This is a genomic window from Sphingopyxis sp. EG6 (assembly GCF_003609815.1).
Lineage (GTDB): Bacteria > Pseudomonadota > Alphaproteobacteria > Sphingomonadales > Sphingomonadaceae > Sphingopyxis.
In genome coordinates, this window is the sequence record NZ_AP017603.1 from 2,567,555 (window position 1) to 2,591,429 (window position 23,875).

At 63.9% G+C, this 23,875-nt stretch carries 23 protein-coding genes and 1 tRNA gene; 19 read left to right on the forward strand and 5 right to left on the reverse strand.

Going from position 1 to position 23,875, the window contains the following annotated elements:
* Positions 1–104 precede the first annotated feature (104 nt).
* Both SPYCW_RS12445 and mfd read left to right on the forward strand, forming a co-directional pair.
* Positions 105–365: a succinate dehydrogenase assembly factor 2 gene (locus tag SPYCW_RS12445; protein ID WP_120217028.1), complete on the forward strand. Its 261-nt coding sequence runs from the start codon at positions 105–107 to the stop codon at positions 363–365.
* Complete coding sequence (gene mfd / locus SPYCW_RS12450; RefSeq protein WP_120217029.1) at positions 362–3,946, forward strand: transcription-repair coupling factor; 3,585 nt, start codon at positions 362–364, stop codon at positions 3,944–3,946. The genes SPYCW_RS12445 and mfd overlap by 4 nt, the downstream gene beginning before the upstream one ends.
* A 123-nt stretch (positions 3,947–4,069) precedes the next feature.
* On the opposite strand, the gene SPYCW_RS12455 is transcribed toward mfd, so the two are convergent.
* Positions 4,070–5,266 (reverse strand): GGDEF domain-containing phosphodiesterase, encoded by a 1,197-nt coding sequence (locus tag SPYCW_RS12455; protein ID WP_120217030.1) that lies wholly within the window; start codon positions 5,264–5,266, stop codon positions 4,070–4,072.
* 53 nt (positions 5,267–5,319) lie between these two features.
* Here SPYCW_RS12455 and moaA point away from each other — a divergent pair, with 53 nt between their 5' ends.
* From moaA to SPYCW_RS12535, 17 genes are all read left to right on the forward strand, one after another.
* Positions 5,320–6,342 (forward strand): GTP 3',8-cyclase MoaA, encoded by a 1,023-nt coding sequence (moaA, locus tag SPYCW_RS12460; RefSeq protein ID WP_443029441.1) that lies wholly within the window; start codon positions 5,320–5,322, stop codon positions 6,340–6,342.
* A 25-nt stretch (positions 6,343–6,367) separates the two neighbouring features.
* Complete coding sequence (locus tag SPYCW_RS12465) at positions 6,368–7,138, forward strand: NAD kinase (RefSeq protein WP_120217032.1); 771 nt, start codon at positions 6,368–6,370, stop codon at positions 7,136–7,138.
* Between the two features lie 83 nt (positions 7,139–7,221).
* Positions 7,222–7,296: transfer RNA gene (locus SPYCW_RS12470), tRNA-Asn, on the forward strand.
* Between the two features lie 175 nt (positions 7,297–7,471).
* Complete coding sequence (locus SPYCW_RS12475) at positions 7,472–8,662, forward strand: tyrosine-type recombinase/integrase (protein WP_120217033.1); 1,191 nt, start codon at positions 7,472–7,474, stop codon at positions 8,660–8,662.
* A gap of 151 nt (positions 8,663–8,813) precedes the next feature.
* Positions 8,814–9,605, forward strand: coding sequence for a hypothetical protein (locus SPYCW_RS12480; protein ID WP_120217034.1), 792 nt, complete (start codon positions 8,814–8,816; stop codon positions 9,603–9,605).
* Positions 9,606–9,718: 113 nt separating this feature from the next.
* Positions 9,719–9,901 carry a helix-turn-helix domain-containing protein gene (locus SPYCW_RS12485; protein WP_120217035.1) on the forward strand — a complete coding sequence of 61 codons (183 nt, stop codon included), beginning with the start codon at positions 9,719–9,721 and terminating at the stop codon, positions 9,899–9,901.
* An 8-nt stretch (positions 9,902–9,909) separates the two neighbouring features.
* Positions 9,910–10,617 carry a helix-turn-helix domain-containing protein gene (locus SPYCW_RS12490; RefSeq protein WP_120217036.1) on the forward strand — a complete coding sequence of 236 codons (708 nt, stop codon included), beginning with the start codon at positions 9,910–9,912 and terminating at the stop codon, positions 10,615–10,617.
* 102 nt (positions 10,618–10,719) lie between these two features.
* A complete protein-coding gene (locus tag SPYCW_RS12495) occupies positions 10,720–11,295 on the forward strand; it encodes a hypothetical protein (RefSeq protein ID WP_145985983.1) in 576 nt (191 codons plus the stop codon).
* A gap of 34 nt (positions 11,296–11,329) precedes the next feature.
* On the forward strand, positions 11,330–12,961 hold the full coding sequence (locus SPYCW_RS12500; protein WP_197715641.1) for a type I restriction-modification system subunit M: 1,632 nt from the start codon (positions 11,330–11,332) through the stop codon (positions 12,959–12,961).
* Positions 12,958–14,175, forward strand: coding sequence for a restriction endonuclease subunit S (locus tag SPYCW_RS12505; RefSeq protein WP_120217038.1), 1,218 nt, complete (start codon positions 12,958–12,960; stop codon positions 14,173–14,175). Before SPYCW_RS12500 ends, SPYCW_RS12505 begins: the two co-directional genes overlap by 4 nt.
* 1 nt (position 14,176) lies before the next feature.
* Complete coding sequence (locus SPYCW_RS12510) at positions 14,177–17,311, forward strand: type I restriction endonuclease subunit R (protein ID WP_120217039.1); 3,135 nt, start codon at positions 14,177–14,179, stop codon at positions 17,309–17,311.
* 79 nt (positions 17,312–17,390) lie between these two features.
* A complete protein-coding gene (locus tag SPYCW_RS12515) occupies positions 17,391–17,813 on the forward strand; it encodes a hypothetical protein (protein ID WP_120217040.1) in 423 nt (140 codons plus the stop codon).
* A gap of 337 nt (positions 17,814–18,150) precedes the next feature.
* Entirely contained in the window at positions 18,151–18,684 is a 534-nt protein-coding gene (locus SPYCW_RS12520; RefSeq protein ID WP_120217041.1) for a response regulator transcription factor, read from the forward strand.
* A 60-nt stretch (positions 18,685–18,744) separates the two neighbouring features.
* Complete coding sequence (locus tag SPYCW_RS12525) at positions 18,745–19,080, forward strand: hypothetical protein (RefSeq protein ID WP_145985984.1); 336 nt, start codon at positions 18,745–18,747, stop codon at positions 19,078–19,080.
* Positions 19,081–19,118: 38 nt separating this feature from the next.
* Positions 19,119–19,616: a hypothetical protein gene (locus tag SPYCW_RS19025; protein ID WP_172595484.1), complete on the forward strand. Its 498-nt coding sequence runs from the start codon at positions 19,119–19,121 to the stop codon at positions 19,614–19,616.
* Positions 19,617–19,768: 152 nt separating this feature from the next.
* The gene (locus SPYCW_RS19030) at positions 19,769–20,140 is read left to right on the forward strand and encodes a JAB domain-containing protein (protein WP_172595485.1); all 372 of its coding nucleotides are present in this window, start codon (positions 19,769–19,771) and stop codon (positions 20,138–20,140) included.
* On the forward strand, positions 20,137–20,562 hold the full coding sequence (locus tag SPYCW_RS12535; RefSeq protein WP_120217044.1) for a winged helix DNA-binding protein: 426 nt from the start codon (positions 20,137–20,139) through the stop codon (positions 20,560–20,562). Before SPYCW_RS19030 ends, SPYCW_RS12535 begins: the two co-directional genes overlap by 4 nt.
* A 28-nt stretch (positions 20,563–20,590) precedes the next feature.
* Here the strand turns inward: SPYCW_RS12535 and dmpG are convergent, their stop codons facing one another.
* From dmpG to SPYCW_RS12555, 4 genes are read right to left on the reverse strand one after another with little or no spacing between them, the layout of a single operon-like run.
* Positions 20,591–21,628, reverse strand: a complete 1,038-nt coding sequence (gene dmpG, locus SPYCW_RS12540; RefSeq protein WP_120217045.1) for a 4-hydroxy-2-oxovalerate aldolase — start codon at positions 21,626–21,628, stop codon at positions 20,591–20,593.
* Positions 21,625–22,554 (reverse strand): acetaldehyde dehydrogenase (acetylating), encoded by a 930-nt coding sequence (locus SPYCW_RS12545; RefSeq protein ID WP_120217046.1) that lies wholly within the window; start codon positions 22,552–22,554, stop codon positions 21,625–21,627. The genes dmpG and SPYCW_RS12545 overlap by 4 nt, the downstream gene beginning before the upstream one ends.
* A complete protein-coding gene (locus tag SPYCW_RS12550; RefSeq protein WP_120217047.1) occupies positions 22,551–23,336 on the reverse strand; it encodes a 2-keto-4-pentenoate hydratase in 786 nt (261 codons plus the stop codon). The genes SPYCW_RS12545 and SPYCW_RS12550 overlap by 4 nt, the downstream gene beginning before the upstream one ends.
* Positions 23,333–23,872 (reverse strand): 3-hydroxyanthranilate 3,4-dioxygenase, encoded by a 540-nt coding sequence (locus SPYCW_RS12555; protein WP_120217048.1) that lies wholly within the window; start codon positions 23,870–23,872, stop codon positions 23,333–23,335. The genes SPYCW_RS12550 and SPYCW_RS12555 overlap by 4 nt, the downstream gene beginning before the upstream one ends.
* Positions 23,873–23,875 lie beyond the last annotated feature (3 nt).

Sequence of the window (23,875 nt, forward strand, 5' to 3'; positions counted from 1 at the left end):
GCAGCAGGTGAGGGGTTGCGCTTGCAAAGCAAGCGCGCGCTCGCCATGCGAGCGCTCACCCTCATCCAACTTCGCCTGTCGAGGGAGAAGGGAAAGAGAAACAGATGACCGACCGCCTCAAACGCCTGAAATTCCGCGCCTGGCACCGCGGCACGCGCGAGGCCGATTATATGATTGGCGGCTTTTTCGATCGCTACGCCGCGACTTGGAGCGAGGAAGAGATCGCCTGGTACGAAATTGTCGTCGAGGAGGACGATGTCGACATCATGGCGTGGGCGCTGGGCACCGGCGAGCCGCCCGCGCATCTCGACCGTCCCGACCTGATCGCTGCGATGCGCCGCCTGGACTATATCCCGCTGCCATGACGATCCCCGCCGCCGATATTTTCGCCGCGATCGGATCAGCAGCGGCGCCGCTGACGCTGGCGCGCGCCGCCGACGGGTTTTTGCCGCTGCTGCTCGCCGATCTGGCGCGCGCCAGCGACAAACGGCTGGTCTATGTCGCGACCGACGATGCGGCGATGCAGGCGATCGCCGACGCCGCGCCCTTCTTCGCGCCCGACTTGATCGTCCACCGCTTCCCGGCATGGGATTGCCTGCCCTATGATCGCGCCGGGCCGTCGATGCGGGTCAGCGCCGACCGGCTGGCGACGCTGTCGGCGTTGCAGCAGCCGGCGAGACGCGGCGAGCTGCTCCTCACCACCGTCGCTGCGATCACCCAGCGCACGCTCACCCCGTTCCGCATCCGCCAGCTCGCGACCACCTTGGCGGCGGGGCAACGGATCGACCGCGACGCGCTCGCCGAACTGCTCATCTCGAACGGCTTCAGCCGCGTCGATACCGTCGCTGATCAGGGCGAATTTGCGGTGCGCGGCGGCATCCTCGACCTGTTTCCCGCAGGCGAGGAGACCGGCCTGCGCGTCGACTTTTTCGGCGACGAGATCGAAAGCATCCGCCGCTTCGACCCCGCCGACCAGCGCAGCCTGGGTCCGGCCAAGGCGCTGCAACTGCTTCCAGCCGCCGAGACGTTGCTCGACCAGGATACGATCAGGCGCTTCCGCTCGGGCTACCGCGACCTGTTCGGCGCGCAGGCGACCGGCGATCCGCTGTACCAGGCGGTCAGCGACGGGCGGCGGCAGGCGGGCATGGACCATTGGCTGCCGCTGTTCGAAGAGCGGCTGGCGACGCTGTTCGACCATATCGACCCTGCGACCCAGGTGCTGCGCGGCCACCGCAGCGACGCGACGGCGGAGACGCGCTTTGCCGCGATCGCCGATTATCATGCGAACCGCGTCGCCGCCGAACGCGAATCGCCGGGCAGTTATCGGCCGTTGGCGCCCGAGACGCTGTATCTGGTCGAGTCCGAATGGGCCGGGGCGGCGGCGCAGCGCCCGATCCACATCGTGACGCCGTTCGACGTTCCGCCGGGCGCTAGCATCGTCGACCTCGAGACCTTTGCCGCGCGCGATTTCACCCCCGAACGGGCCGCCGACCTCAATGTCTATGACAAGGTCGCCGATCATCTGTCGGACGAGCGCCGCAAGGGCCGCAAGACGATCATCGCCAGCTATTCGGAAGGGGCGCGGGATCGCCTGTCAGGGCTGTTGCGCGAGCATGGCGTTTCGGGGCTGGTGCAGGCCGATACCTGGCAGGAGGCGCTTGGTTCGAGTTCCGTTCGTGTCGAGCGAAGTCGAGACACCACGAAGGACAGCGCCACCCCGCCGGGTGTCTCGACTTCGCTCGACACGAACGGGAATATGGGGGCAGCCAAGACAGGCAATGTCGCCCTCATCGTGCTCCCCCTCGACCATGGCTTTGCCTCCGACGCGATCAGCCTGCTGACCGAACAGGATATTCTCGGCGAGCGCCTCGTCCGCCGCCAGAAGCGCCGCAAGAGCGCCGATGCCTTCCTCGCCGAACTCGCGACACTCAGCGTCGGCGACCTTGTCGTTCACCTCGATCATGGCATCGGGCGCTATGAAGGGCTGACCTCGATCCCGGTCGGGAGCAGCCCGCACGATTGCGTCGCGTTGACCTATGCGGGCGGCGACAAGCTCTATGTCCCGGTCGAAAATCTCGACGTCCTCTCGCGCTATGGCGGCGAGAGCGACGGGGTCGCGCTCGACCGGCTGGGCGGCGAAGCGTGGCAGCGGCGCAAGGCGCGGATGAAGGAGCGGATCCGCGAGATCGCGGGCGAATTGCTCGCGACCGCGGCGCAGCGCGCGCTGCGTTCGGGCGAAGTGCTGGCGCAGGACGCGGCCTACCCAGCCTTCGCCGACCGCTTCCCCTATCAGGAAACCGACGATCAGGATCGCGCGATCGGCGACGTGCTCGCCGACATGGCGTCGGGCAAGCCGATGGACCGGCTGGTGTGCGGCGACGTCGGCTTCGGCAAGACCGAGGTTGCGCTCCGCGCCGCCTTTGTCGCCGCAATGGCGGGGGTGCAGGTCGCGGTTGTCGTGCCGACCACCCTGCTTGCGCGTCAGCATTTCACGAACTTCGTCGAGCGTTTCAAAGGTTTCCCGGTCAACATCGGGCGGCTGTCGCGCCTCGTCCTCGCGGGCGAAGCGCAAAAGACGCGCGACGGCCTGGCCAGCGGTCAGGTCGACATCGTTGTCGGCACCCATGCGGTGATCGCCAAATCGGTCGAGTTCAAGAACCTCGGCCTCGTCATCGTCGACGAGGAACAAAGGTTCGGCGTCGTCCACAAGGAGCGGCTGAAGCAGCTCAAGACCGACGTCCATGTCCTGACGCTCACCGCTACCCCGATTCCGCGCACCTTGCAGATGGCGATGTCGGGGCTGCGCGAGCTCAGCGTGATCCAGACGCCGCCGGTCGATCGCCTCGCGGTGCGCACTTATGTGGCGCCGTGGGATGCGGTGGTGCTGCGCGAAGCCCTGCTGCGCGAGCATGATCGCGGCGGGCAGAGCTTCTTTGTCGTCCCGCGGATCAAGGATCTGCCCGATATCGAGGAATTTTTGCGCAACCGCGTCCCCGAAATCAAATATGTCGTCGCGCATGGTCAGATGACCCCGACCGAGGTCGAGGATCGGATGAGCGCCTTTTACGACCGCAAATATGACGTGCTGCTGTCGACGACGATCGTCGAAAGCGGCCTCGACATCCCGAGCGCCAACACGCTGATCATCCACCGCGCCGACCGTTTCGGCCTCGCCCAGCTGTACCAGCTGCGTGGCCGCGTCGGGCGCGGCAAGACGCGCGCCTATGCCTATCTCACCACCCCCGAACATGGCGCGATCACCGACACCGCCGAAAAAAGGCTGAAGCTGCTCGGCGATCTCGATACGCTGGGCGCCGGGTTCCAGCTCGCGAGCCACGATCTCGACATTCGCGGCGCGGGCAATCTGGTTGGCGACGAGCAGTCTGGGCATATCCGCGAGGTCGGGTTCGAACTCTATCAATCGATGCTGGAAGAAGCGATCCTGGTCGCCAAGGCCGAAGGCGCGGGCAAGCTGCCGCCGCGCGAGGCGCTGTCGCCCGTCATCACCGTCGACGCGCCGATCCTGATCCCGGAAGATTATGTCCCCGACCTGCCGCTGCGCATGGCGCTCTATCGCCGCCTCAACGACGCCGGGAACCGCGCCGCGCTCGACGCCTTCGCCGCCGAAATGATCGACCGCTTCGGGCCGCTGCCGCCCGAAACCGCGAACCTGGTCCAGCTGATGGAGATCAAGGCCAATGCCAAGCTGGCGGGGATCGCCAAGCTCGACGTCGGGACCAAGGGCGCGCTCGTCAGCTTCCACAGCGACCAGTTTGCCAACGTCCCCGGGCTGATCGCCTATGTCGAACGGTTGAAAGGCCGCGCGCGTATTCGCCCCGACAACAAGCTGTCGGTCAGTGGCGACTGGATGAGCACCGGGGCGCGATTGAACGGTGCGCTGCAATTGTCGAAGGGGTTGGGGAAATTGGCACGGCAGGCGGGCTAGAATCCGTCCGGTCCAACCGCATCGCCCATCATCGTAGCCCTGAGCTTGTCGAAGGGCGCTTGTCGCCGATAGGCGCCCTTCGACAAGCTCAGGGCTACGGTTCAACTCCGACCGGGGCGACGACTATCCCATTAACCCCGGCAACTGATTCCCCGGCACCGGCCCCGACTTCAAAAACCCCTGCCACGACGCGACCCCCAGTTCGGAAAGGCGCGCGAGTTGGCGCTCATTCTCGATCCCCTCGGCCACCACCAGCAGTCCCAGCGCGCGCGCGAGGTCGACGATCGCGCGGACGACGATGCGGTCGCGGTCGCTGCCGTCGATGGTGCGGGTGAAGCCGCTGTCGATCTTGAGATAATCGATCGGCAGCCGCGCGAGCAGCGACAGGCTGGAATAGCCGGTGCCGAAATCGTCGATCGCGATCGCGCAGCCCAACGCACGGATTTGCGCCAATTGCTCAGCAGCGCTCGCCGGATCGCTCAACATCGCCTGTTCGGTCAGTTCCAGCGTCAGCCGGTCGGGATCAACCTTTGCCGCTTGGGCCATCGCCGCGAACCGACCCGCAAATTCGGGATCGCCGAGGTCCGCGGCGGTGATGTTGAGCGACACGCGCAGTTTCGCCAGCGCGCGCGGCCATTTCGCCATTTCGGCGAGCGCGACGCGGTGTGCATGTTCGGTGAGTTCGCATTCCAGCCGCGCGGCGCGTGCCGCGGTGACCAGCGGCCCCGCGCCGAGCAGGCCGAGTTCGGGATGCTGCCAGCGCAGCAGTGCCTCGACCCCGACCATCTCACCGGTGCCGACATCATATTGCGGCTGATAGTGGATCAGCACCTCGTCGCCCGAAAGCGCCGCATGGACCATCACACCATCGCGCGCCGATGCCGGGCGCGACAGCTGTTCCCCCGCATTGCGCAGCTGCTCGGCCACCGATTCGTCGCGGGTGATCAGCGCCGCAGCGATGCGGATCGACAGGCGGCCGTTCGGGTCGCCGACGATCGGTTCGGCCAGCGCGACATGCAGCGCGCGTTCCTGCGCGCGGAGTGCCCCCAGCGACATGGGCGTCGATGGCACGATCAGGAAGCGTGGCCCGTCGAGTCGATCGACGCACGATCCCGGCCCGAATTCGTCGCTGGCGAAATTTTCCAGCCGTCGCCCGATTTCATCGAGCACCGCATCACCCGTCGCGGTCCCCGCGCTGCTGTTGATCCGGGCCATCTGGTCGATCTGGACCAGAATGACGCCGGCATCGGCGTCGTGGCGGTTATGCAAACCTTCGAGTTTACGGACGCACGCGGAAAGGGTTTCGGACAAGCGATTCATGGCGTCTCCGTAGCAGGCTTTGCTTGCCAAGTTCCTGCCTTTTGCATCACAAGGTGCCTGTGGCTGTCACATTTTCCCAACCTGCCGGATCGACGGCGCCTCTGATCGACGGCCATGGTCGGCGGATCAATTACTTACGCCTGTCGGTGACCGATCGCTGCGACCTGCGCTGTCGTTATTGCATGGCCGAAGACATGACCTTCCTGCCCAAATCGGCAGTGCTGAGCATCGAGGAAATGGGCGAGCTCGCCGAACGCTTCGTCGCGCGCGGGATTCGCCGGATCCGCCTGACCGGCGGCGAGCCGCTGGTTCGGCGGGGGATCGACACGCTCGCGGCGCGGCTGGGCGCGATGATCGGGCACGGGCTCGATGAACTTACCCTCACGACCAACGGCATGCGGCTCGCCGAATATGCGCCAATGCTCGCGGCGGCGGGCGTACGCCGCATCAACGTCAGCCTGGACACGCTCGATCCCGCCGCCTTTCGCCACATCACGCGCGTCGGCGACCTCGATGTCGCGCTCGGCGGAATTGCCGCGGCGCGCGCGGCGGGGATCGCGGTCAAGATCAATATGGTGGCGCTCGCGGGGCTCAACGAGGATCAGCTGCTCCCGATGCTCGATTATTGCGCCGCCACCGGCTGCGACCTCACGCTCATCGAAACGATGCCACTGGGCGAGGTCGAGGCCGACCGCAGCGACCATTATATCCCGCTCCATCATTTCATCGCACCGCTGCGCGATACGCACTCGCTCTATCCGGTCGACAAGCGCACCGGCGGCCCGGCGCGTTATTTCGCGATCGAAGGCAGCCCGGTCACACTCGGCCTGATCACCCCGCTCAGCGACAATTTTTGCACGACGTGCAACCGGATCCGCCTGACCGTCGAAGGACGCATCTATATGTGCCTCGGCCAGGACGACCATATCGACCTGCGCGCGGCGCTGCGCGAGCGCGGCGATGTCGACGGCTTGATTGATGCCGCATTGGCTGGCAAACCCCGCGCGCATGACTTTCATATCGAACGAAAGTCCACACCGGCGGTCGCGCGTCATATGAGTGCAACGGGCGGCTGACACTCCGCCTTCTGGGGGAAGCTTAATGCAACGCAAGATCGCGCTCGTCGCATCGAACGCGCCCGCGGCGATGGAAGCCGAAGCCGAATTGCGCCCGCTCTACGACTTTGTCGATCTGAATGAGGCCGATTTGCTGATCGCACTCGGCGGCGACGGCTTCCTGCTCCACATGCTGCACCAGCTGCTCGACCAGCGCCGCAGCCTGCCGGTGTTCGGGATGAACCGCGGCACGATCGGCTTTCTGATGAACGAGTTTCGCGTCGAGGGGCTGCTCGACCGGATCGCGGCGGCGCGCCCCTTCCTCATCCACCCGCTGGCGGGCGACATCACGACGATCAGCGGCGAACGGCACATCCTGCCGGCGATCAACGAGATTTCGCTGCTCCGCGAAACGCGCCAGGCCGCCAAGCTCGAAGTGCTGATCAACGAAAAGACGATGCTCGAGGAACTGGCGTGCGACGGCGTGCTCGTCGCGACCCCCGCCGGGTCGACCGCCTACAATCTCAGCGCCAATGGCCCGATCCTGCCGCTCGAATCGGAAATGCTGGCGCTGACCCCGATCAGCCCCTTCCGCCCGCGGCGCTGGCGCGGCGCGCTGGTCCCCGAATCGACCAGCATCCGCTTCAACGTCCGCGAAGCGGCGAAACGCCCGGTCAGCGCGGTCGCCGATCAACGCGAAATCCGCGACGTAAAGACGGTGCTGGTCACCACCGACCGCAGCCGACCGCTGACTTTGCTGTTCGACCCCGACCAGGGATTGGACGAACGCATCGCAATGGAACAATTTATCGTCTGAGCGAGACAATTCGCGCCAAAACCCCCTTGATAAAGTTGGCGGCACGCGGCAAAGGGGCCGCCTTGCCCGCATCAGCGGGGTGTTCCTCGGTAGCTCAGCGGTAGAGCAATCGACTGTTAATCGATCGGTCGTAGGTTCGAATCCTACCCGGGGAGCCATTTTCCTTTTCGCAGCCGTTCACCAGCGTCCGCAAAAAACCCCAGAACCATCGGAAATCTGCGCCGGATGCGTTCACCGGCGTTCATTGCCATTCGCGCCATTTCGCGCTAATGGTGGGGGAATTAATGGGGGAATAGATCAAAATCCAACTTTCGGGTGAAAAGTTCGAATCTCATGGGCAAACTGACGCAAGCACATATTCGCGCCGCTCTGACAAAACCGGGGCGTCACCATGACGGCGACGGACTGATTCTGGCCGTTCGCGAATCGGGGCAGGCCAGCTGGGTGGCGCGCATCCAGCATGACGGCGCACGGCGCGAGTTCGGACTTGGCAGCCTTCGCGCGGTGACGCTGGGCACGGCGCGCGAAAAGGCGGCGCTGGTGAAGGCGGCGCTGGTCGCGGGGCGCGATCCGCATCTGGCTTTGCAGCCGCCCAAGGAACTGACCCGCACCTTTCGCGAGGCGGCGCTTGGATTTCTGGAGGCCAAGGCGGCGGACGCGAAAATATCGGACGCCAAGCGGCGGCAACAACTATCGCAGCTCAAAACCTATGCCTTTCCTGCCCTAGGCAAATTGCAGGTGCAAAGCATCGATGCCGACGCCATCGCCGCCTGCCTTCGCCCGATCTGGACACGCAAGCCCGAAACCGGCCGGAAGGTTCGCAGCCTGATTGTCCGCACCTTGCGCTTTGCCCGGCCGGATGGGGCGCTGTTCATCGGGACGCTTGGCCCAGCCATCGCGGACCGCCTGCCCGCCCAGCCCAAGCGAGGGAATTTCGAAGCGATGCACTATAGCGACCTGCCCGGCTTTATGACGCGGCTGGCCGACAAGGGCGGCATGGGGGCGCTTGCATTGCGGGCATTGATTCTGACCGCCGCGCGTAGCGGCGAGGTGCGGGGCGCGACGTGGAGCGAAATTGATCTGGATGCCGCCGTCTGGACCGTTCCGGCCGAGCGCATGAAAGCGCGGCGCGCGCATCGCGTTCCCCTATCCGCCCCCGCCATCGCGCTGTTCCGCGAGGCCGCGTCGATCCGGCGTACAGGGACCAACCTGATCTTTCCAGCCGCGAGCGGCAAGACGCTTAGCGATATGACGCTGACCAAGGCGCTACGCGATATGCAGGCCCCCTGCACCGTGCATGGCTTTCGTTCGACCTTTCGCGATTGGGCAGCCGAGCAGACCAGCCTGCCGGGCGAGATTGCCGAAGCTGCGTTGGCGCATACCGTGCCCAATGCCGTCGAGGCCGCCTATCGCCGCACCGACTTTTTCGACAAGCGCCGCGAATTGATGGACGCTTGGGCCGGGTTTGCGACGAGCGACGGCGACGGAAACGTAGTGCCTATCGCTGCAAGACGGCGGCAATAGCAAACTGCGCGGCAGATCGCCGACCCCATCACAGGTCGAAACTAGACATTGTCAACGGGGCCTTGCGCGATCGTAGCTTGGACGCCATGTTCCGCGAATGTTCACCTAAGCCCGCAAGCATTCGGGTGGCACTTCGTAAATGAGGCGAGGCATGGACGATTTCAGCGACGCGCTAGCAATCATCAACAAATGGGACTGGCCCGAGCGCGACCCACGGTTCGACGAGTATGTGCGCTATACGATCGCGGTCAGCGAGGCGATCAATCGGCTAGCCATGGAGGGACATCCGAACCCCGCCGACGCGGTATTGTCACTGCTGGCGGACGGGCGGCTAGTGGCGACCGGCAGATACCGCTGGAAGCAATACCGAAATGATCATTTCTATCGGGACGGCGCAGGTACAATCCCATCCGTTCGGTGGGCAGCCTTGAAAGCGGCGATAGCGGAAAGAGATTACTTGTCATCAAGGCCCGAAGTGACGTTGCACATGCTCAGTGAGGATGAGAGCGGCCACGCCGAACCTTGTGCAGAATGGAATTGGGGCGGAAATTGGTTTTCCACCGCCAGAAAATCGGGCGGAGATTGGCTAAGCCCCGACTATATCGAGGAGGTGTTTTCCGCATCCGATATTGAAGTGCGCCCCGCCGATATCAAAGCCGTTAAGACCACAGCAGAATTGGACAATCAGGCAGAGCGCAACCCAAACAGGGGAGGTGCCCCGCCCAAATATGATTGGGAACGGGCGGTTGCCGCCATCGTGTTCCAATGGGCCGAAGAGGGAAGCTGGCAGCCAGAAATTCAGGCCGATGTGAAGAAGCGGCTGGCCGACTGGTTTGCCGAGCAAGACCTGCACCCGTCCGACAGCATGTTGAAGGAACGCGCCCGCTGGCTGTTTGCCGAGTTCCAACGGCGGAACGGCAAGGCCGATAACCTCGCCGCCTAGGGTTTCCGGCCGGTTGCCGACCTTGCTGGCCGACTTCCGGTGCCAACCGCTTGTATCCATTCCTCCTCGCCCGCGTCCAATCGACTACGGGCCGGACAGAAAGGATACAGTATATGGAACCCGTGCTTTGCAGCATCGCCGACGCTGCCCGCATGTTGGGGATCGGCCGCACCAAAGCCTATGAGCTGATCGAAGAGGGCGCACTCGCCACGGTCAGCATCGGTGCTCGCCGCCTCGTCAAGGTGGACAGCATCAAACGCCTCGCCGGTAGCGGCACGATGCCGGACGCGGCGTAAACTGACCGATGGCCGACAAAATCCGCCGCGCAAAGGTGCCGCGCCATATCCGCATCTATCACCGCCAGATGCAGTCCGAAGCATGGCTGAGCCTGTCGGGCAGCGCCGTGAAAGTGCTGCTCGCGCTCGCGTCGCTCGAAAACGGCGATAATAATGGCGAGTTCTTTCTGTCGGTCCGCACGGGGGCGAAGTTGACCGGACTCGGCAAGGATGCCGTCAACCGGGCCCTCCAAGAGCTGCAGGAAAAGGGCTTCATCTATTGCGCCACGCCGGGAGGCTTTTCGCGCAAGACGCCACATGCGACTTGCTGGGGCCTGACATGGGTGGCTGGCCCCAAGGGCGGCGAGCATCGCGCGCCTTCGCACGCCTACGACAAATGGCGGCCGGAGAAAAAACGCGGTCCCGAAAATAAGGACAGTGCGGTCCCCGGGATCGGGACAGTAGGGCAAAACGGCACCTCTTACTGTCCCGAAAATGCAGACAGCCAAACGACAAAAATGGCGGAAATTGGTCAAACCCCTACTGTCCCGAAAATGGGGACACATACTAGTAACCAGCTCCCGCAGGCTCGCGTCGCGGCCCATAGGCCTGCCCATCCCTCGCTGCTCGGCTGGTGGCAGCCCGACTACAGCCTGCCGGTCGCCAGCCTTGTCCATTCAGCGGTCCTGACCGGACAACTCGAACAAACTATCACCGAACGGAAGCGCGCCGCATGAAATTGCCTTATGATTTAGGAAAATCTCCTCGCGCGTGCGCGCGTGCGGTGGTGTGCTGACATGGGCGGCTGGGGTTCGGGGCGGACGAGCGGCAGGCCCACGGTGGACGCATCGCTGCGGATCGATCTGGCGTGGATGTTTCGCACCGGGCGAGCAAAGGCGGGCGCGCATCTTTTCGGCTCGCTCCATTGGACCTGCGGCGGCGAGCCTTCGGGTTCGATCACCTATTCGGCGATCATGGACACGCCGGGCGAGGAACGGCTGGAACTGACCTATACGCGCGGAAGCGGCGACGACCGCGAGCATGTGCGGCAGACCGTGCGCCTTTGCTTCACACGCCCGCAATATGGCGGCAAGCGGTGGTGGATGATCTGCCCCTATCGCCATATCCGCGTCGGCAAACTTTATCTGCCGCCGGGCGGCGACCGCTTCGCATCGCGAGAGGCTTGGCGGCTGGGCTATCTATGCCAGCGCGACGCCGCCCGCGACCGGCCGTTCGAGCGATTGTTCCGACTGCAAAAGAAGCTGGGCTGTAATCAGGGCTGGGAAGCCGGACTCCGCCGCCCCAAAGGCATGTGGAACCGCACGTTCGAGCGCCACCTTGAGCGTTATATGGACCTCGACGCCGAATGCGCGGTGGAAGTGATGGCGATGATGGGGAGGTTCGGCGGCCGGTAACTTCGCGACAATCCCCTGCCCCTTCCGCAAGCACTTGGCGCTGGGCATCGGCCGCATTAGGGTGAACGCCAACACACGCGCCCGGACGGTGCGCAGCGGGGGGAAATCATTGTCAGTTGATCTTCAGGACTTATCGCGGCGTCTGTTCAAAACCGCCGAGCAGCTATGGACCAACACCGCGCTGCGTCCTGACCAGTATGCCCAGCCCGTCCTCGCGCTGATCGCCCTGCGGCAGATGGAGGCGCGGTTCGATCTCGTCCACGCCGACCTGTCGAAGACCTTCACGGGTCGTCTGAAGCCCACTCCGCAGGATTATCATGGGCACGGCGCGGTGTTCCTGCCCGATCATGCCCGCTTTTCCTATCTGCTGGGCCTGCCGGAAACGGAAAATCTGGCCGAGGCGCTGAACGCCGCGATGGAGGCCATCACCGAGCATAACCCCGATCTTGCCGGTGTCCTGCCACGCGGTTACGGCGCGCTGCCCAACAGCGTGCTGCGCGAAGTGCTGCGGCTGCTGTCTCCGCTGAAGATCGAAGGCGATGCCTACGGCCTGATTTTCGAGTATTTCATGGGCGAGTTCGCTAGCGCCTTCATGCAGAAGGGTGGCGAGTATTTCACGCCCAGTTCCATCGTGAAGCTGATCGTCGAGGTGATCGAACCCTATCACGGCAAGATATTCGATCCCGCCTGCGGGTCGGGCGGCATGTTCGTCCATTCCGCCGAGTTCGTGAAGCGGCACCATAAGAACCCCAGCCGCGAGATCAGCATCTACGGAGCCGAGAAGATGGAGGACACGCAGAAACTGTGCCGCCTCAATCTCGCGGTGCATGGCCTCAGCGGCGACGTGCGGGTGGCCAACAGCTATTATGAAGACCCGCACGAGATGGTGGGCGCGTTCGATTTTGTGATGGCGAACCCGCCGTTCAATCAGTCGGAGGTCGATCGCTCGCGGCTGGTCAACGATGCCGGGCATGTCGAGGCGCGCTTCTCGCTCGGCGTTCCCACGGTCAACAATGCGAACTATCTGTGGATCGGCCTGTTCGCGGCCGCGCTCAACGACCATGGGCGCGCTGGCTTCGTCATGGCCAATTCCGCATCGGATGCGGGCGGATCGGAGCGCGAGATGCGCCGCAAGCTGATCGAAACCGGCGCGGTGGACGTGATCGTCAGCACATCGCCCAACATGTTCTTCACCGTCACCCTGCCGGTGACGCTCTGGTTCCTCGACAAGGGGAAGGTAGGCACGCCCCGCGCCGACGAGGTGCTGTTCATCGACGCCCGCCATATCTTCCGTCAGGTCAGCCGCGCCCAACGCGATTTCACGCCGGACCAGATCGAGTTCATCGGCAACATCGTGCGCCTGTGGCGCGGGCAGGAAGAGGAACTGGAGGCGAGCAGCGGCCCGGCGATGACCACCACCTTCGGAGACGATGGCTACAGGGACGTGCCCGGCCTGTGCAAGGTCGCCACCCGTGCCGAGATCGCCGCGCAGGACTGGAGCCTCAACCCCGGTCGCTATGTCGGCGTCGCGCCGGGCGAGCAGGTCGAGGACGAAGACTTCCGCGAGCGGCTGGAAGCCTTGCAGGAGGAACTGGAGGGGCTGAACGCCGAGGCGGCTCGCTTGCAGGATGTGATAGCGGCGAATGTGGCCGAGGTGCTGGCGTGAGCGGGTGGCGGACTTACCGCATCGCCGATCTCGGACGGGTTGTGACCGGGAAAACGCCTCCATCCTCACAGCCGGAATTGTTCGATGGAGCTATCCCGTTCATTACCCCAAGCGATATGTCATTCGACTGTCGCCACATCTCGACGGAGCGTTTCGTTTCGGCAGATTGGGATAGGAAGCAACGCACTTTACTGCCTGAAGGGGCAGTCTGCGTCGTGAGCATCGGCGCAACAATCGGCAAAATCTGCATGTCGAGCAAGCCGTCGCAGACAAATCAGCAGGTCAACAGCGTGATCGTAGATCAGGCCCGCTTTGACCAAGGCTTTGCTTATTACGCTTTGCGAACAAAAGCCGATGAATTGATGGCACGTGCAGCAGGTGCGGCCACACCGATCATCAACAAAACCGCGTTTTCCGAGGTGGAGATCGACGCCCCTCCCCTCGAAACCCAGCGTCGCATCGCGTCGATCCTTGGGGCGTATGACGATCTGATCGAGGTCAACCGGCGGCGGATCGCGGTGCTGGAGGAGATGGCGCGGGGACTGTTCGAGAGTTTCGTCACTAAGGTTATCGGAGAACTCCCGCCTGCCAGCGGAGGCTCCGGCAATGCAGCGTTGCCTGACGGCTGGCATATCTCAGACTTGAGGGACATTACCGAAATCATCATGGGGCAGTCGCCCCCCTCAGAAGAATTGAACAAGGATGGCGACGGCTTTCCGTTTCACCAAGGCGTGACGGATTTCGGCCCGCTGTTCCCCCGCCGCCGTATTTTCTGCGTGCCATCGAGCAAAAAGAAGATCGCTGCGACTGGAGACATCCTGTTCAGTGTTCGAGCGCCTGTCGGACGCATCAACTTGGCGACGGAAGAAGTAGTACTTGGTCGTGGAGTTTCCTCGTTCCGTAGCACAATCGGGACACAGCATTATCTTACCGCCCATTTGCGAGCGACGTTTTACGAACCTGATCTGATTGGTAACGGCTCGATCTATAAGGCGGTCGGGCGCAACGATATTCAGCGTATTCCGATCGTTCTGCCACCGGCTGAAATTCGCGCCGAACTCGACGTAAAAATTGCCTCGATATATGACTTGTTGTGGACGCTGGAGCAGTCGAACAAAGCTCTCGCCGCCTCCCGCGATCTCCTCCTGCCGCGCCTGATCTCCGGACAGCTTTCCGTCGCCGAGGCGACACGCCAACTGGAAGAGGCCGCCTGACATGGCGCGGGGGCTTACCGGCATCGTCGCGTCGGAGGATGGCCTTGTCGAAAAACCCGCGCTTGCCCTGTTGCAGCAACTGGGCTGGCAGCATGTCGATCTGCACGGCGAACAGCCGGGACCGGACAATCCCACGGGGCGCACCAGTTTCCAGCAGGCGTATTTCCCCGCACATCTGAAGGCGGCGTTGCGCAAGCTGAACCCGGCCCTGCCAGCCGAAGCCCTCAACACCGCCGAAGCCGAATTGACCCGCGACCGCTCGGCCATGCTGCCGGTCGCCGCCAACCGCGAAGTGCTGGCCCTGATCCGCAATGGCGTTCCCGTTCAGGTGCGCCGCGATGACGGGAAGTTCGACGATCTGCTGGTGCGCGTGATCGACTGGCGGGACATTTCCGCTAATCACTTCCTTGTCGCGAGCCAGGTCTGGATCGATGGAGTGCTGCACCGGCGGCGGCCCGACACCATCGGCTTCGTCAATGGTCTGCCGCTGCTGCTGGCGGAATGGAAAGGCCCCGCCTGTCCGCTGGCGGACGCCTATGACAACAACCTGCGCGACTATCGCGACACCATCCCCCACCTGTTCCCGGCCAACGGCTTCGTGATCCTGTCGAACGGGCTGGAAGCGGTGATGGGCGCGGCCCATGCCCCCTATGAGGTGTTCGCACCGTGGAAGCGGCTGGAGGAGGACGGGCCGGACGACCCCAGCCTTGAAACCCTGCTGCGCGCCACCTGCGAACCTGCCCGCTTCCTCGACCTGATCGAGAGTTTCGTGCTGTTCGACGAGGCTCGCGGGGGCCTGCGCAAGATCGTCGGCAAATATCATCAGGTGCTGGGCGTCAACCGCGCCATCGAGGCCGTCCGCCATATCGAAAGCAACCGGGGGCGGCTGGGCGTGTTCTGGCACACGCAAGGATCGGGCAAGAGCCTGTCCATGGTGATGTTCGCGGAAAAGGTGCTACGGCGGCTGGGCGGGAATTACAGCTTCGTCGTCGTCACCGACCGCACCGAACTGGACGACCAGATCGCCGGGCAATTCGCCTCTGCGGGCGCGCTGACCAAGGATATTCATCAGGCGCAGGCGGGAAGCCGTGCCCATCTGAAAGAGTTGCTGGCGGGCAATGAACGCTATGTGTTCTCGTTGATCCAGAAGTTCAGCACGGCGGACAGGGAGCCGATGCCGGTGCTCTCCGAACGATCCGACATCATCGTGATGACCGACGAGGCGCACCGCAGCCAATATGATCAGCTTGCCGCCAATATGCGGGCGGCATTGCCTAATGCGTCCTTCATCGGCTTTACCGGCACGCCGTTGATCCAGGGCGAGGAAAGCCGCACCCGCGAGGTGTTCGGCGATTATGTCTCCGTCTATGATTTCGCCCAGTCGGTGCGCGACGGGGCGACCGTTCCGCTGTTCTATGAGGCGCGAAAGCCGGAGTTGCAGCTTCATTCCGACGAGTTTCGGGAAGAGATGGACGCGCTGCTCGACGAGGCCATGCTGGACGAGGAGCAGGAAAAGAAGCTCAGCCAGCAGTTCGGGCGGCAATATACCCTCATCACCGCGCCCGACCGGCTGGACAAGGTGGCCGAGGATGTGGCGCTGCATTTCGCCATGCGCGGCTATCGCGGCAAGGCGATGTTCGTCGCCATCGACAAGGCGGCCGCCGTCGCCATGCACGACCGGGTCAAGGCCGCAGTTGCCCGCCTGATCGCCGAGGATGAGGAGCGGCTGAAGACCGCGCATGAGGCGGAGGGCGCGGCGATCGCCGAACGGCTGATGTGGCTGCGCGAACTCGATATGGCGGTGGTGGTCAGCCAGAGCCAGAATGAGATCGACGACCTCAAGCAAAAGGGCCTCGACATCCTGCCGCACCGCGAGCGGATGCAGCGCGAGGATTTGGAGGCGAAGTTCAAGGATGCCGACGATCCGCTGCGGCTGGTGTTCGTCTGCGCGATGTGGATCACCGGCTTTGACGTGCCCACCATCGGCACCGTCTATCTCGACAAGCCGATGAAGAACCACACGCTGATGCAGACCATCGCGCGCGCCAACCGCCGGGCCGAGGGCAAGACATCGGGCGTCATCGTCGATTATGTCGGCGTGTTTCAGAACCTGCAAAAGGCGCTTGCCATCTATGCGGGCGGCGGGGGCGAGGAAACGCCGATCAAGGACAAGGAAGCCCTTGTCGCCAGCCTTGAAGAGGCGCTGGAAACGGCGCGGGCCTTCGTCCAGCCACTGGGCATCGACCCAGACGCGATCATGGCGGTGCGCGATTTCGACCGGCTGCGGCGCATCAATCAGGCCGTGGAAGTGCTGATCGCGCCCGATGAGCGCCGCCGCGAGTTCCTGCGCCTCACCGCCGCCGTCACCAAAGCCTATAAGGCGCTGCTGCCCGATGAGCGGGCCGCGCCCTATCTCAGGCCGGTTGCGGTGTTCCACACGCTGTCCGACGCGGTGAAGGCAAAGCTGGGTCCGGTGGATATATCCGCCATCTCCGCCCGCATCGCCGAGCTGCTCGACGAAAAGCTGGAGGGCGTCGCGATCCTGACGCCCATCGTCGAGGGCGACACCGCCAAGGGGCGCGTGGACTTGTCCGGCATCGACTTCGACAAGCTGGCCGATCTTTTCGCCGCCAGCCCCAAAGTCACCGCCGAAAAGCTGCGCGACGAGGCGGAGGACAAGGCCCGGAAAATGGCCGAGGCCAATCCCACCCGGCAACATCTGGTGGAGCGGCTGGAAAAGCTGGTCGCCGATTACAACGCCGGTTCTGTCGATGCGGAACAGTTCTTCGAGGCGCTGAAGGCGTTCATCGGCGACATGGGCGAAGAGGAGCAGCGCGCCGCCCGCGAGGAACTGACCGAAGAGGAACTGGCGATCTTCGACCTGCTAACCACCCCGGAACCCAAGCTCACCAAGGCCGAGGAGCAGGAGGTCAAACGGGTGGCGCGGTCCCTGCTGGAAAAGCTGCGCGATCTGACCGGCGCGATCGACTGGGTTCGCGGGCAGGAAACGCGGGGAGCGGTCTGGACCGAGATCAGGCAGCGGCTCAATGAACTGCCTGAAAATCCCTATCCGCAAGCCTTGTGGGACAGCAAGGTTGAGCAGGTGTGGGATTTCGTTTTGCGGCGATATGCATAGCAGAAACGCAATTTTGAGAAATCTTCGCCAGAGAGGACGACGATCAAATTCCTTGCGAATGGCGGCTCAGGAGGAACCAATGCTTGCAACGATGACCGCAATTATTCTCGTATGCGAAGGTGGCGGAACAGCGATCAAACCTGACGGCGCGACTATCAACGGATACAGCAGCGAGGGCGATTCCTATTCGGGGACCGTTTCGGGGACGCGCGCTCAGGGTTATGTCGATCAAGTGGACATCGAGCTGGACGGCGACACTGGGCGCATTCGGCTTCCTCGCGTCGTGCTCCCAGTTTTGCGGGGTGGTGAGAATGGATGGTTCGAGCTTCGCAACCTCAAATTCTCCGATCGCGCAATCGAGGCGAACGCAGCAATTAATTTCATGAACAAGCCGAAGGTGTATCTGGACCGCATGACCGGGAAAATCTCGATCAGCGGCAAGAGCGGCACATATGCCGGACAATGCAAAAAAGTGGATACGGCAAGCGAACCGCAATTTTGACCTCGTCCACTCGTGTAGCCACCTCGCGCGCAAGATGGGGGAACGAGTGGGGGAACGCGTAATTTTCAGACTTACAAGTTTTATATTTATTTGCTCTAAACCAAATAGTTAATTGATCTTGGTTCGAATCCTACCCGGAGCCATTTCTTCTTCGTCATCATCACGCCTGCGACGCTGAGCCCTGCTCGGAACGGCGACGTGTTTGGCGCCGACTGGCGAGCGCGATCGACCGCATCAAATCACCATCCTCGACTGCGAAGCGGGCGGATAGTCGTGCTTTGTGTTGAATCAATGCATCCGTCGTGATTAAAAGCGCGCCGGGAAGGGTCGCACACCGATGACATCGATCATCAACGATTTCGCATTTGCTACGCCGCGGCAGCGCGCGGTGCTCGACCTGCTTGCCAACAGTCGCACGAGCAAGGAAATCGCGCATCAGCTCGGCATTTCGGAAGCGGCGGTGAATCGCCGCATCGAAGTGCTCCGATCACGGCTTGGCGGGGTCACGCGACACGAACTGGCGCGGCAGTATCGCGAATGGTCGGGACAAAATGGCGATCTTTCGGCCGACAGGGCATGTGAAGAAAATGAGATGCAGATTCTCCCGCTGGCCGCAACCACGCCGCCGAGCGATGTCAGCCCCCGGGACGACGTGGTGCCCGCCGGCGAAGCGATGAGGGACCAGCTTGCGATTTCGATCGAAGCGCCCTGGAGCAAGCCAGCCGAGCCATCGGTCGTCCCCGGGGTGCTCGACGGCGACAACGCCCTCCTCACCCGCGGCGCGGCGATCGGCATCATCCTGTTTGCCATTCTCGCCAGCCTGGTCGTCGGCATCGCCGCCGCCAGGGCGCTCGCGGATGTGGTGAGCTAGCCGCCCCGTCCGGACCACTGCGCGCGCCGCGAACGAGCATCGGCGCCTAGGGGGAAGACGATGACGATAGCTGTACCCGCCTATATGAGGCGTATCCGCAACCACATCCGGACCGCCGAAGCCAAGGCGGACGAAAGCCTGCTCGCCAAGCTCGACGTGATGCAGGCGATCCTGCGCGCGCGCCAGACCGAGGACATGCCCGCGTCGCATGTCGGCCAAGACGCGATCGTCCGGCTCGGACGCGCGATCCAGTCGGATATCGCGTCGGCCAACGAAGTCTTCCGCTCGCACAACGCTCTGGTCGACGCAAAGACGCAAATTACGGGCGGCCCGACGCACGAAGACACTTGGGCCTTTGAAGCCGACGACGACCCCGGGCGCCAGCAAGCCGCCTGACGATTGACGCCGCCGCCGCCGCGGGTCAGGATTTGATCATGGAAAATATCCAGATGATCAACATCCTGTTGGTTACGCTCCTCGGGGCAGCTGCGCTGCGCTGGGGCGCGGCCCCCGAAAGGATCTGCGCGGCGGTGCTCTTTTTTGTGACCCTCGCCGACCCCCTCTACCACCTGCTGGTGGGGCGCAGCACGATCTATGGATCGGTCGATACGGGTCACTTGCTCATCGACCTTGGGCTCGCCGCTACCTTTCTGGGTGTCGCGCTCTGGGCGAACAGGATTTATCCGCTATGGCTCGCCGCCTTCCAACTCGTGTCCGTGATTTCTCACTTCGTACGCGAAGTGACCGAATTCTTTCCGAAGCTGGCTTATGGGATCATGACCTACGGCCCCTATTCCATCATCCTGATAATCCTGACGGCGGGGATCTGGCGGCATCGGACACGGGTCCGGCGCTACGGGCGCTACCGGTCCTGGCGGACCTCCTCCAGCCCTTTGCCGGAGCGCTTGCCGACACCGCAGCCGAACGGCTGATCCGGCATTTCGGGAGTATCGGGCGAGCGCTGACCGCCAGCTGCGATCAACTCGCCAACGCGCTGGAAGGCGACCGCAAGCTTGCCGAGTCCATCGTCGCGGCGCGGACGCTGATCGAAGCGGGGCTTCGCGAAGAGGTATCGCGCACCACGGTGACGACCACCGATCCGCGCTTTCAGGCCTATCTGCGGCTGGTGATCGGCAAGGCGGCGACCGAATGCCTGCATGTCACCTTTGTCACGCAGGATTGGGGCTATCTGGCCGACGAGACCATCGCGCAAGGGACGATCGCGCAGGTCGAGGGGCCGCTCCGGCGCCTCCTCGCCCGGGCCTTTGATGTGGGCGCGCACGGCATCATTCTCGCGCACAATCATCCGTCGGGATCGGCGGAGCCCAGCGCTGCCGATGTCACGATGACAAAGAAGATCGAGCGTCTGGCGCGCGCGGTCGACATCCGCCTGCTCGATCATCTGATCGTCAGCGGCCGCACGATCGTCAGTATGCGCGAAAGGGGGCTGCTATGAGCGGTACCGTGGAAGCGCGCGCGGCGATCCGCGACGTCGATATCGATACCGAGACGTTGGTGCTGCTGGCGCAACAGGAATATGCGAGTCGCCGCAGCCGCGAGCATTGCTTCGCCGCCAACATCTTCGCCGAACCCGCATGGGACATGCTGCTCGACCTGTTTGTGCAACATCATCGCGGACGACTGGTGAGCATCCATAGTCTGTGCATCGCCGCGGCAGTCCCGGCGACCACGGCACTGCGCTGGATCGGCAAGCTCGACGATTGCGGGCTCGTCGCGCGCGAACGATCGGCGCGGGACAATCGTGTCATCCATGTCGCACTGACCGCCCGCGGCCTCGCAGCGATGGAGCGCTATCTGGCCGAGCGGGCACGTCCCGCGACACGCACCGGCGACATTTTTCGCCGAGCGACGGTTTGACGCCGGGCGCTTCGCGCCGAATGCCGGTTTACCCTGCGAGCTTGCTGGCCGCCAGCATGTCGAGCGCGACGTCAACGATCATGTCCTCCTGCCCACCCACCATCTTGCGGCGACCTAGTTCGACGAGGATCGCGCGGGTGTCGAGGCCGTGGTCGGCGGCTGCTTTTTCGGCGTGGCGCAGGAAGCTAGAATACACCCCGGCATAGCCGAGGGCGAGTGTCTCGCGGTCGACGCGCACCGGACGGTCCTGCAACGGCCGCACCAGATCCTCTGCGGCATCCATCAGCGCATAGAGATCGCAGCCATGGTTCCACCCATGGACGTCGGCCGCCGCGATGAACACCTCCAGCGGCGCATTGCCCGCCCCCGCCCCCATGCCCGCCAGGCTGGCATCGACGCGCAGCGCGCCATTCTGGACCGCGACGATGCTGTTCGCGACGCCCAGGCTCAGGTTATGGTGCGCATGGACGCCGCGCTGCGTTTCGGGCTTCAGCACCCGGTCATAAGCCTGCAAGCGCGCCGCATATTGGTCCATCGTCATCGCGCCGCCGCTGTCGGTGACATAGACGCAGTGCGCGCCATAGCTTTCCATGAGAAGCGCCTGCTGCGCGAGCGCGTCGGGTTCGGACATGTGGCTCATCATTAGGAAGCCCGACACGTCCATGCCGATGCCGCGCGCAAACTCGATATGTTGCTTCGCGACATCGGCCTCGGTGCAGTGGGTCGCAATCCGCACCGAGCGCACGCCCAGGTCATAGGCGCGTTTGAGATCGTGGATCGTGCCGATGCCGGGCAGCAGCAACGTCGTGAGCACACTATGCTCGAGCACTTCGGCGACCGCGCCGATCCACTCCCAGTCGGTGTGGGCGCCAAAGCCATAGTTGAAGCTTGATCCTTGCAGGCCATCGCCATGCGCGACCTCGATCGCGTCGACCTTGGCGCGGTCGAGCGCCTTCGCGATCGCGCGCACATGATCGAGGCCATATTGGTGGCGGATCGCGTGCATCCCGTCGCGCAGCGTGACGTCCTGGATATAGAGTTTGGTGGTCATGGGGTCCAAGGTCATGCGGCCAGCCTTTGCGCCATCTTCTCGGCGGTCTTCAGCGCCGCCGATGTCATGATGTCGAGGTTGCCGGCATAGGCGGGCAGATAATGCGCCGCCCCCTCGACCTCGAGGAAGACGCTGACCTTCAGCCCCGTGAAGCTGCCGCCCATTTCGGGGATCCGCAGCGGCGCGTTGCTGCCGATGCTCTCGAACTGCACCGCCTGCTTCAGCCGGTACCCGGGGACATAGGCCTGCACGTCGGCGACCATTGCCGCGATGCTCTGGGCGATTTCGTCACGATCGCCGTCATCGCACAGGCAATAGACGGTATCGCGCATGATCAGCGGCGGCTCGGCGGGGTTGAGCACGATGATCGCCTTGCCGCGCGCCGCGCCGCCGACCTCGACGATCGCCCGGCTGGTTGTTTCGGTAAACTCGTCGATATTGGCGCGCGTCCCGGGGCCCGCGCTCTTGGACGCGATCGAGGCGACGATCTCGCCATAATGCACCTTGGCGACACGGTTCACCGCCGCGACGATCGGGATCGTCGCCTGCCCGCCGCACGTCACCATATTGACGTTCGGCGCGTCCAGATGCGCATCGCCATTCACCGGCGGGATCGTATAGGGACCGATCGCCGCCGGGGTCAGGTCGACGACGCGCTTGCCATGCGCGATCAGGATTTCGCTGTGGCGCTGGTGCGCGCCCGCCGAGGTCGCGTCGAACACGATCGCGATGTCGGCAAAGCCCGGCATCGCGACGAGGCCGTCGAGCCCCTCCGCGGTGATCAGCACCCCCAGCCGCTCGGCGCGCTTGAGCCCGTCGCTCTCGGGATCGATGCCGACGAACGCCGCCATCTCCAGCACCTCTGACAGGCGCATGATCTTGATCATCAGGTCGGTGCCGATGTTGCCCGATCCGATGATCGCTACCTTGGCCTTGCTCATCGCACCGGCCCATAGGTGAAGCTGCACGAGCCGATCCCGGCGATCCGCGCCTCGACATGATCGCCGGGGGTCAGCGCCACCATCGGCCCCAGCGCCCCGGCGAGCAGGATGTCGCCTGCCTTGAGCGGTTCGCCGCGCGCCGCCAATGTTTGCGCCAGCCACGCCGCAGCGTTCAGTGGGTTGCCGAGCGCCGCGGCGCCCAATCCCGTCGAGGCGGTCTTGCCGCCGACATCCATTTCCATCGCCGCGCCTTCGAGGTCGAGGCCCGCGAGCGGCAGCCCCGCTTCGGAAATCACGAAAAAGGCCGATGAGCCATTGTCCGCCACCGTGTCGGCAAAGGTTATTTGCCAGTCGGCGATGCGACTGTCGACAATCTCGATCGCCGCATGGACGCTGGCGACCGCCGCCGCGACCTCTTCCACGCTCGTATCGGCGGCGGGCAGGTCGGCGCCGAGCACGAACGCAATCTCGGCCTCGGCTTTCGGCTGGATCGTGCGCGCCGGATCGAGCGTGCCGCCATCGGCAATCTGCATATCGGCGAACAGGACGCCGAAATCGGGCTGGTCGACGCCCAGCTGGACCTGCACCGCCTTTGCGGTCAGCCCCGCCTTGCGCCCGACGATCCGCCGCCCCTGCGCTTCCCAGAACCGAGTGTTGATCGTCTGCACCGCATAGGCGCCGTCGGCGTCGGTCGGCGACAGCACATCGCGCAGCGGCGCAATCACCCTACCCGAATAGGCATCGCGCAGCCGCCGCGCGGCATGGTTGAGCCCATCGGTCATCCCGCGGCCTCCGGCGCATGCTTGCCCGGGTGCACCGCGCCGCAATGGCCGCAGGTGCGCAGCTCCTCGCTGGCGTAAAAGGCGGCGAACAGCGGCGGCAGGTCGCGCACGATGCTTTTCAGCTGCACTTCGACGCGGTGGACGATGTGACCGCAATCGTCGCAATACCATTGAAAGGCGTCGATCATCCCGTCGAGGCGCTTGCGTTCGATCACCAGCCCGACGCTCCCCGGCGCAGGGCGCTGCGGCGAATGCGGCACGCCCGGCGGCAACAGAAAGATGTCGCCCTCGCGGATCGGCATATCCTTCGGACCCTCGTCGGTCCACAGCCGCAGGTTCATGTCGCCTTCCAGCTGGAAGAAGAATTCCTCCAGCGGATCGACATGATAATCGGTGCGCTGGTTCGGACCGCCGACGACGGTGACGATGAAGTCGGCATCCTCCCAGATCTGCGCATTGCCGACCGGGGGCTTCAGCACATCGCGGTGATCCTCGATCCACTGGCGGAAATTGAAGGGCAATCCATAGGTCAGCATGGG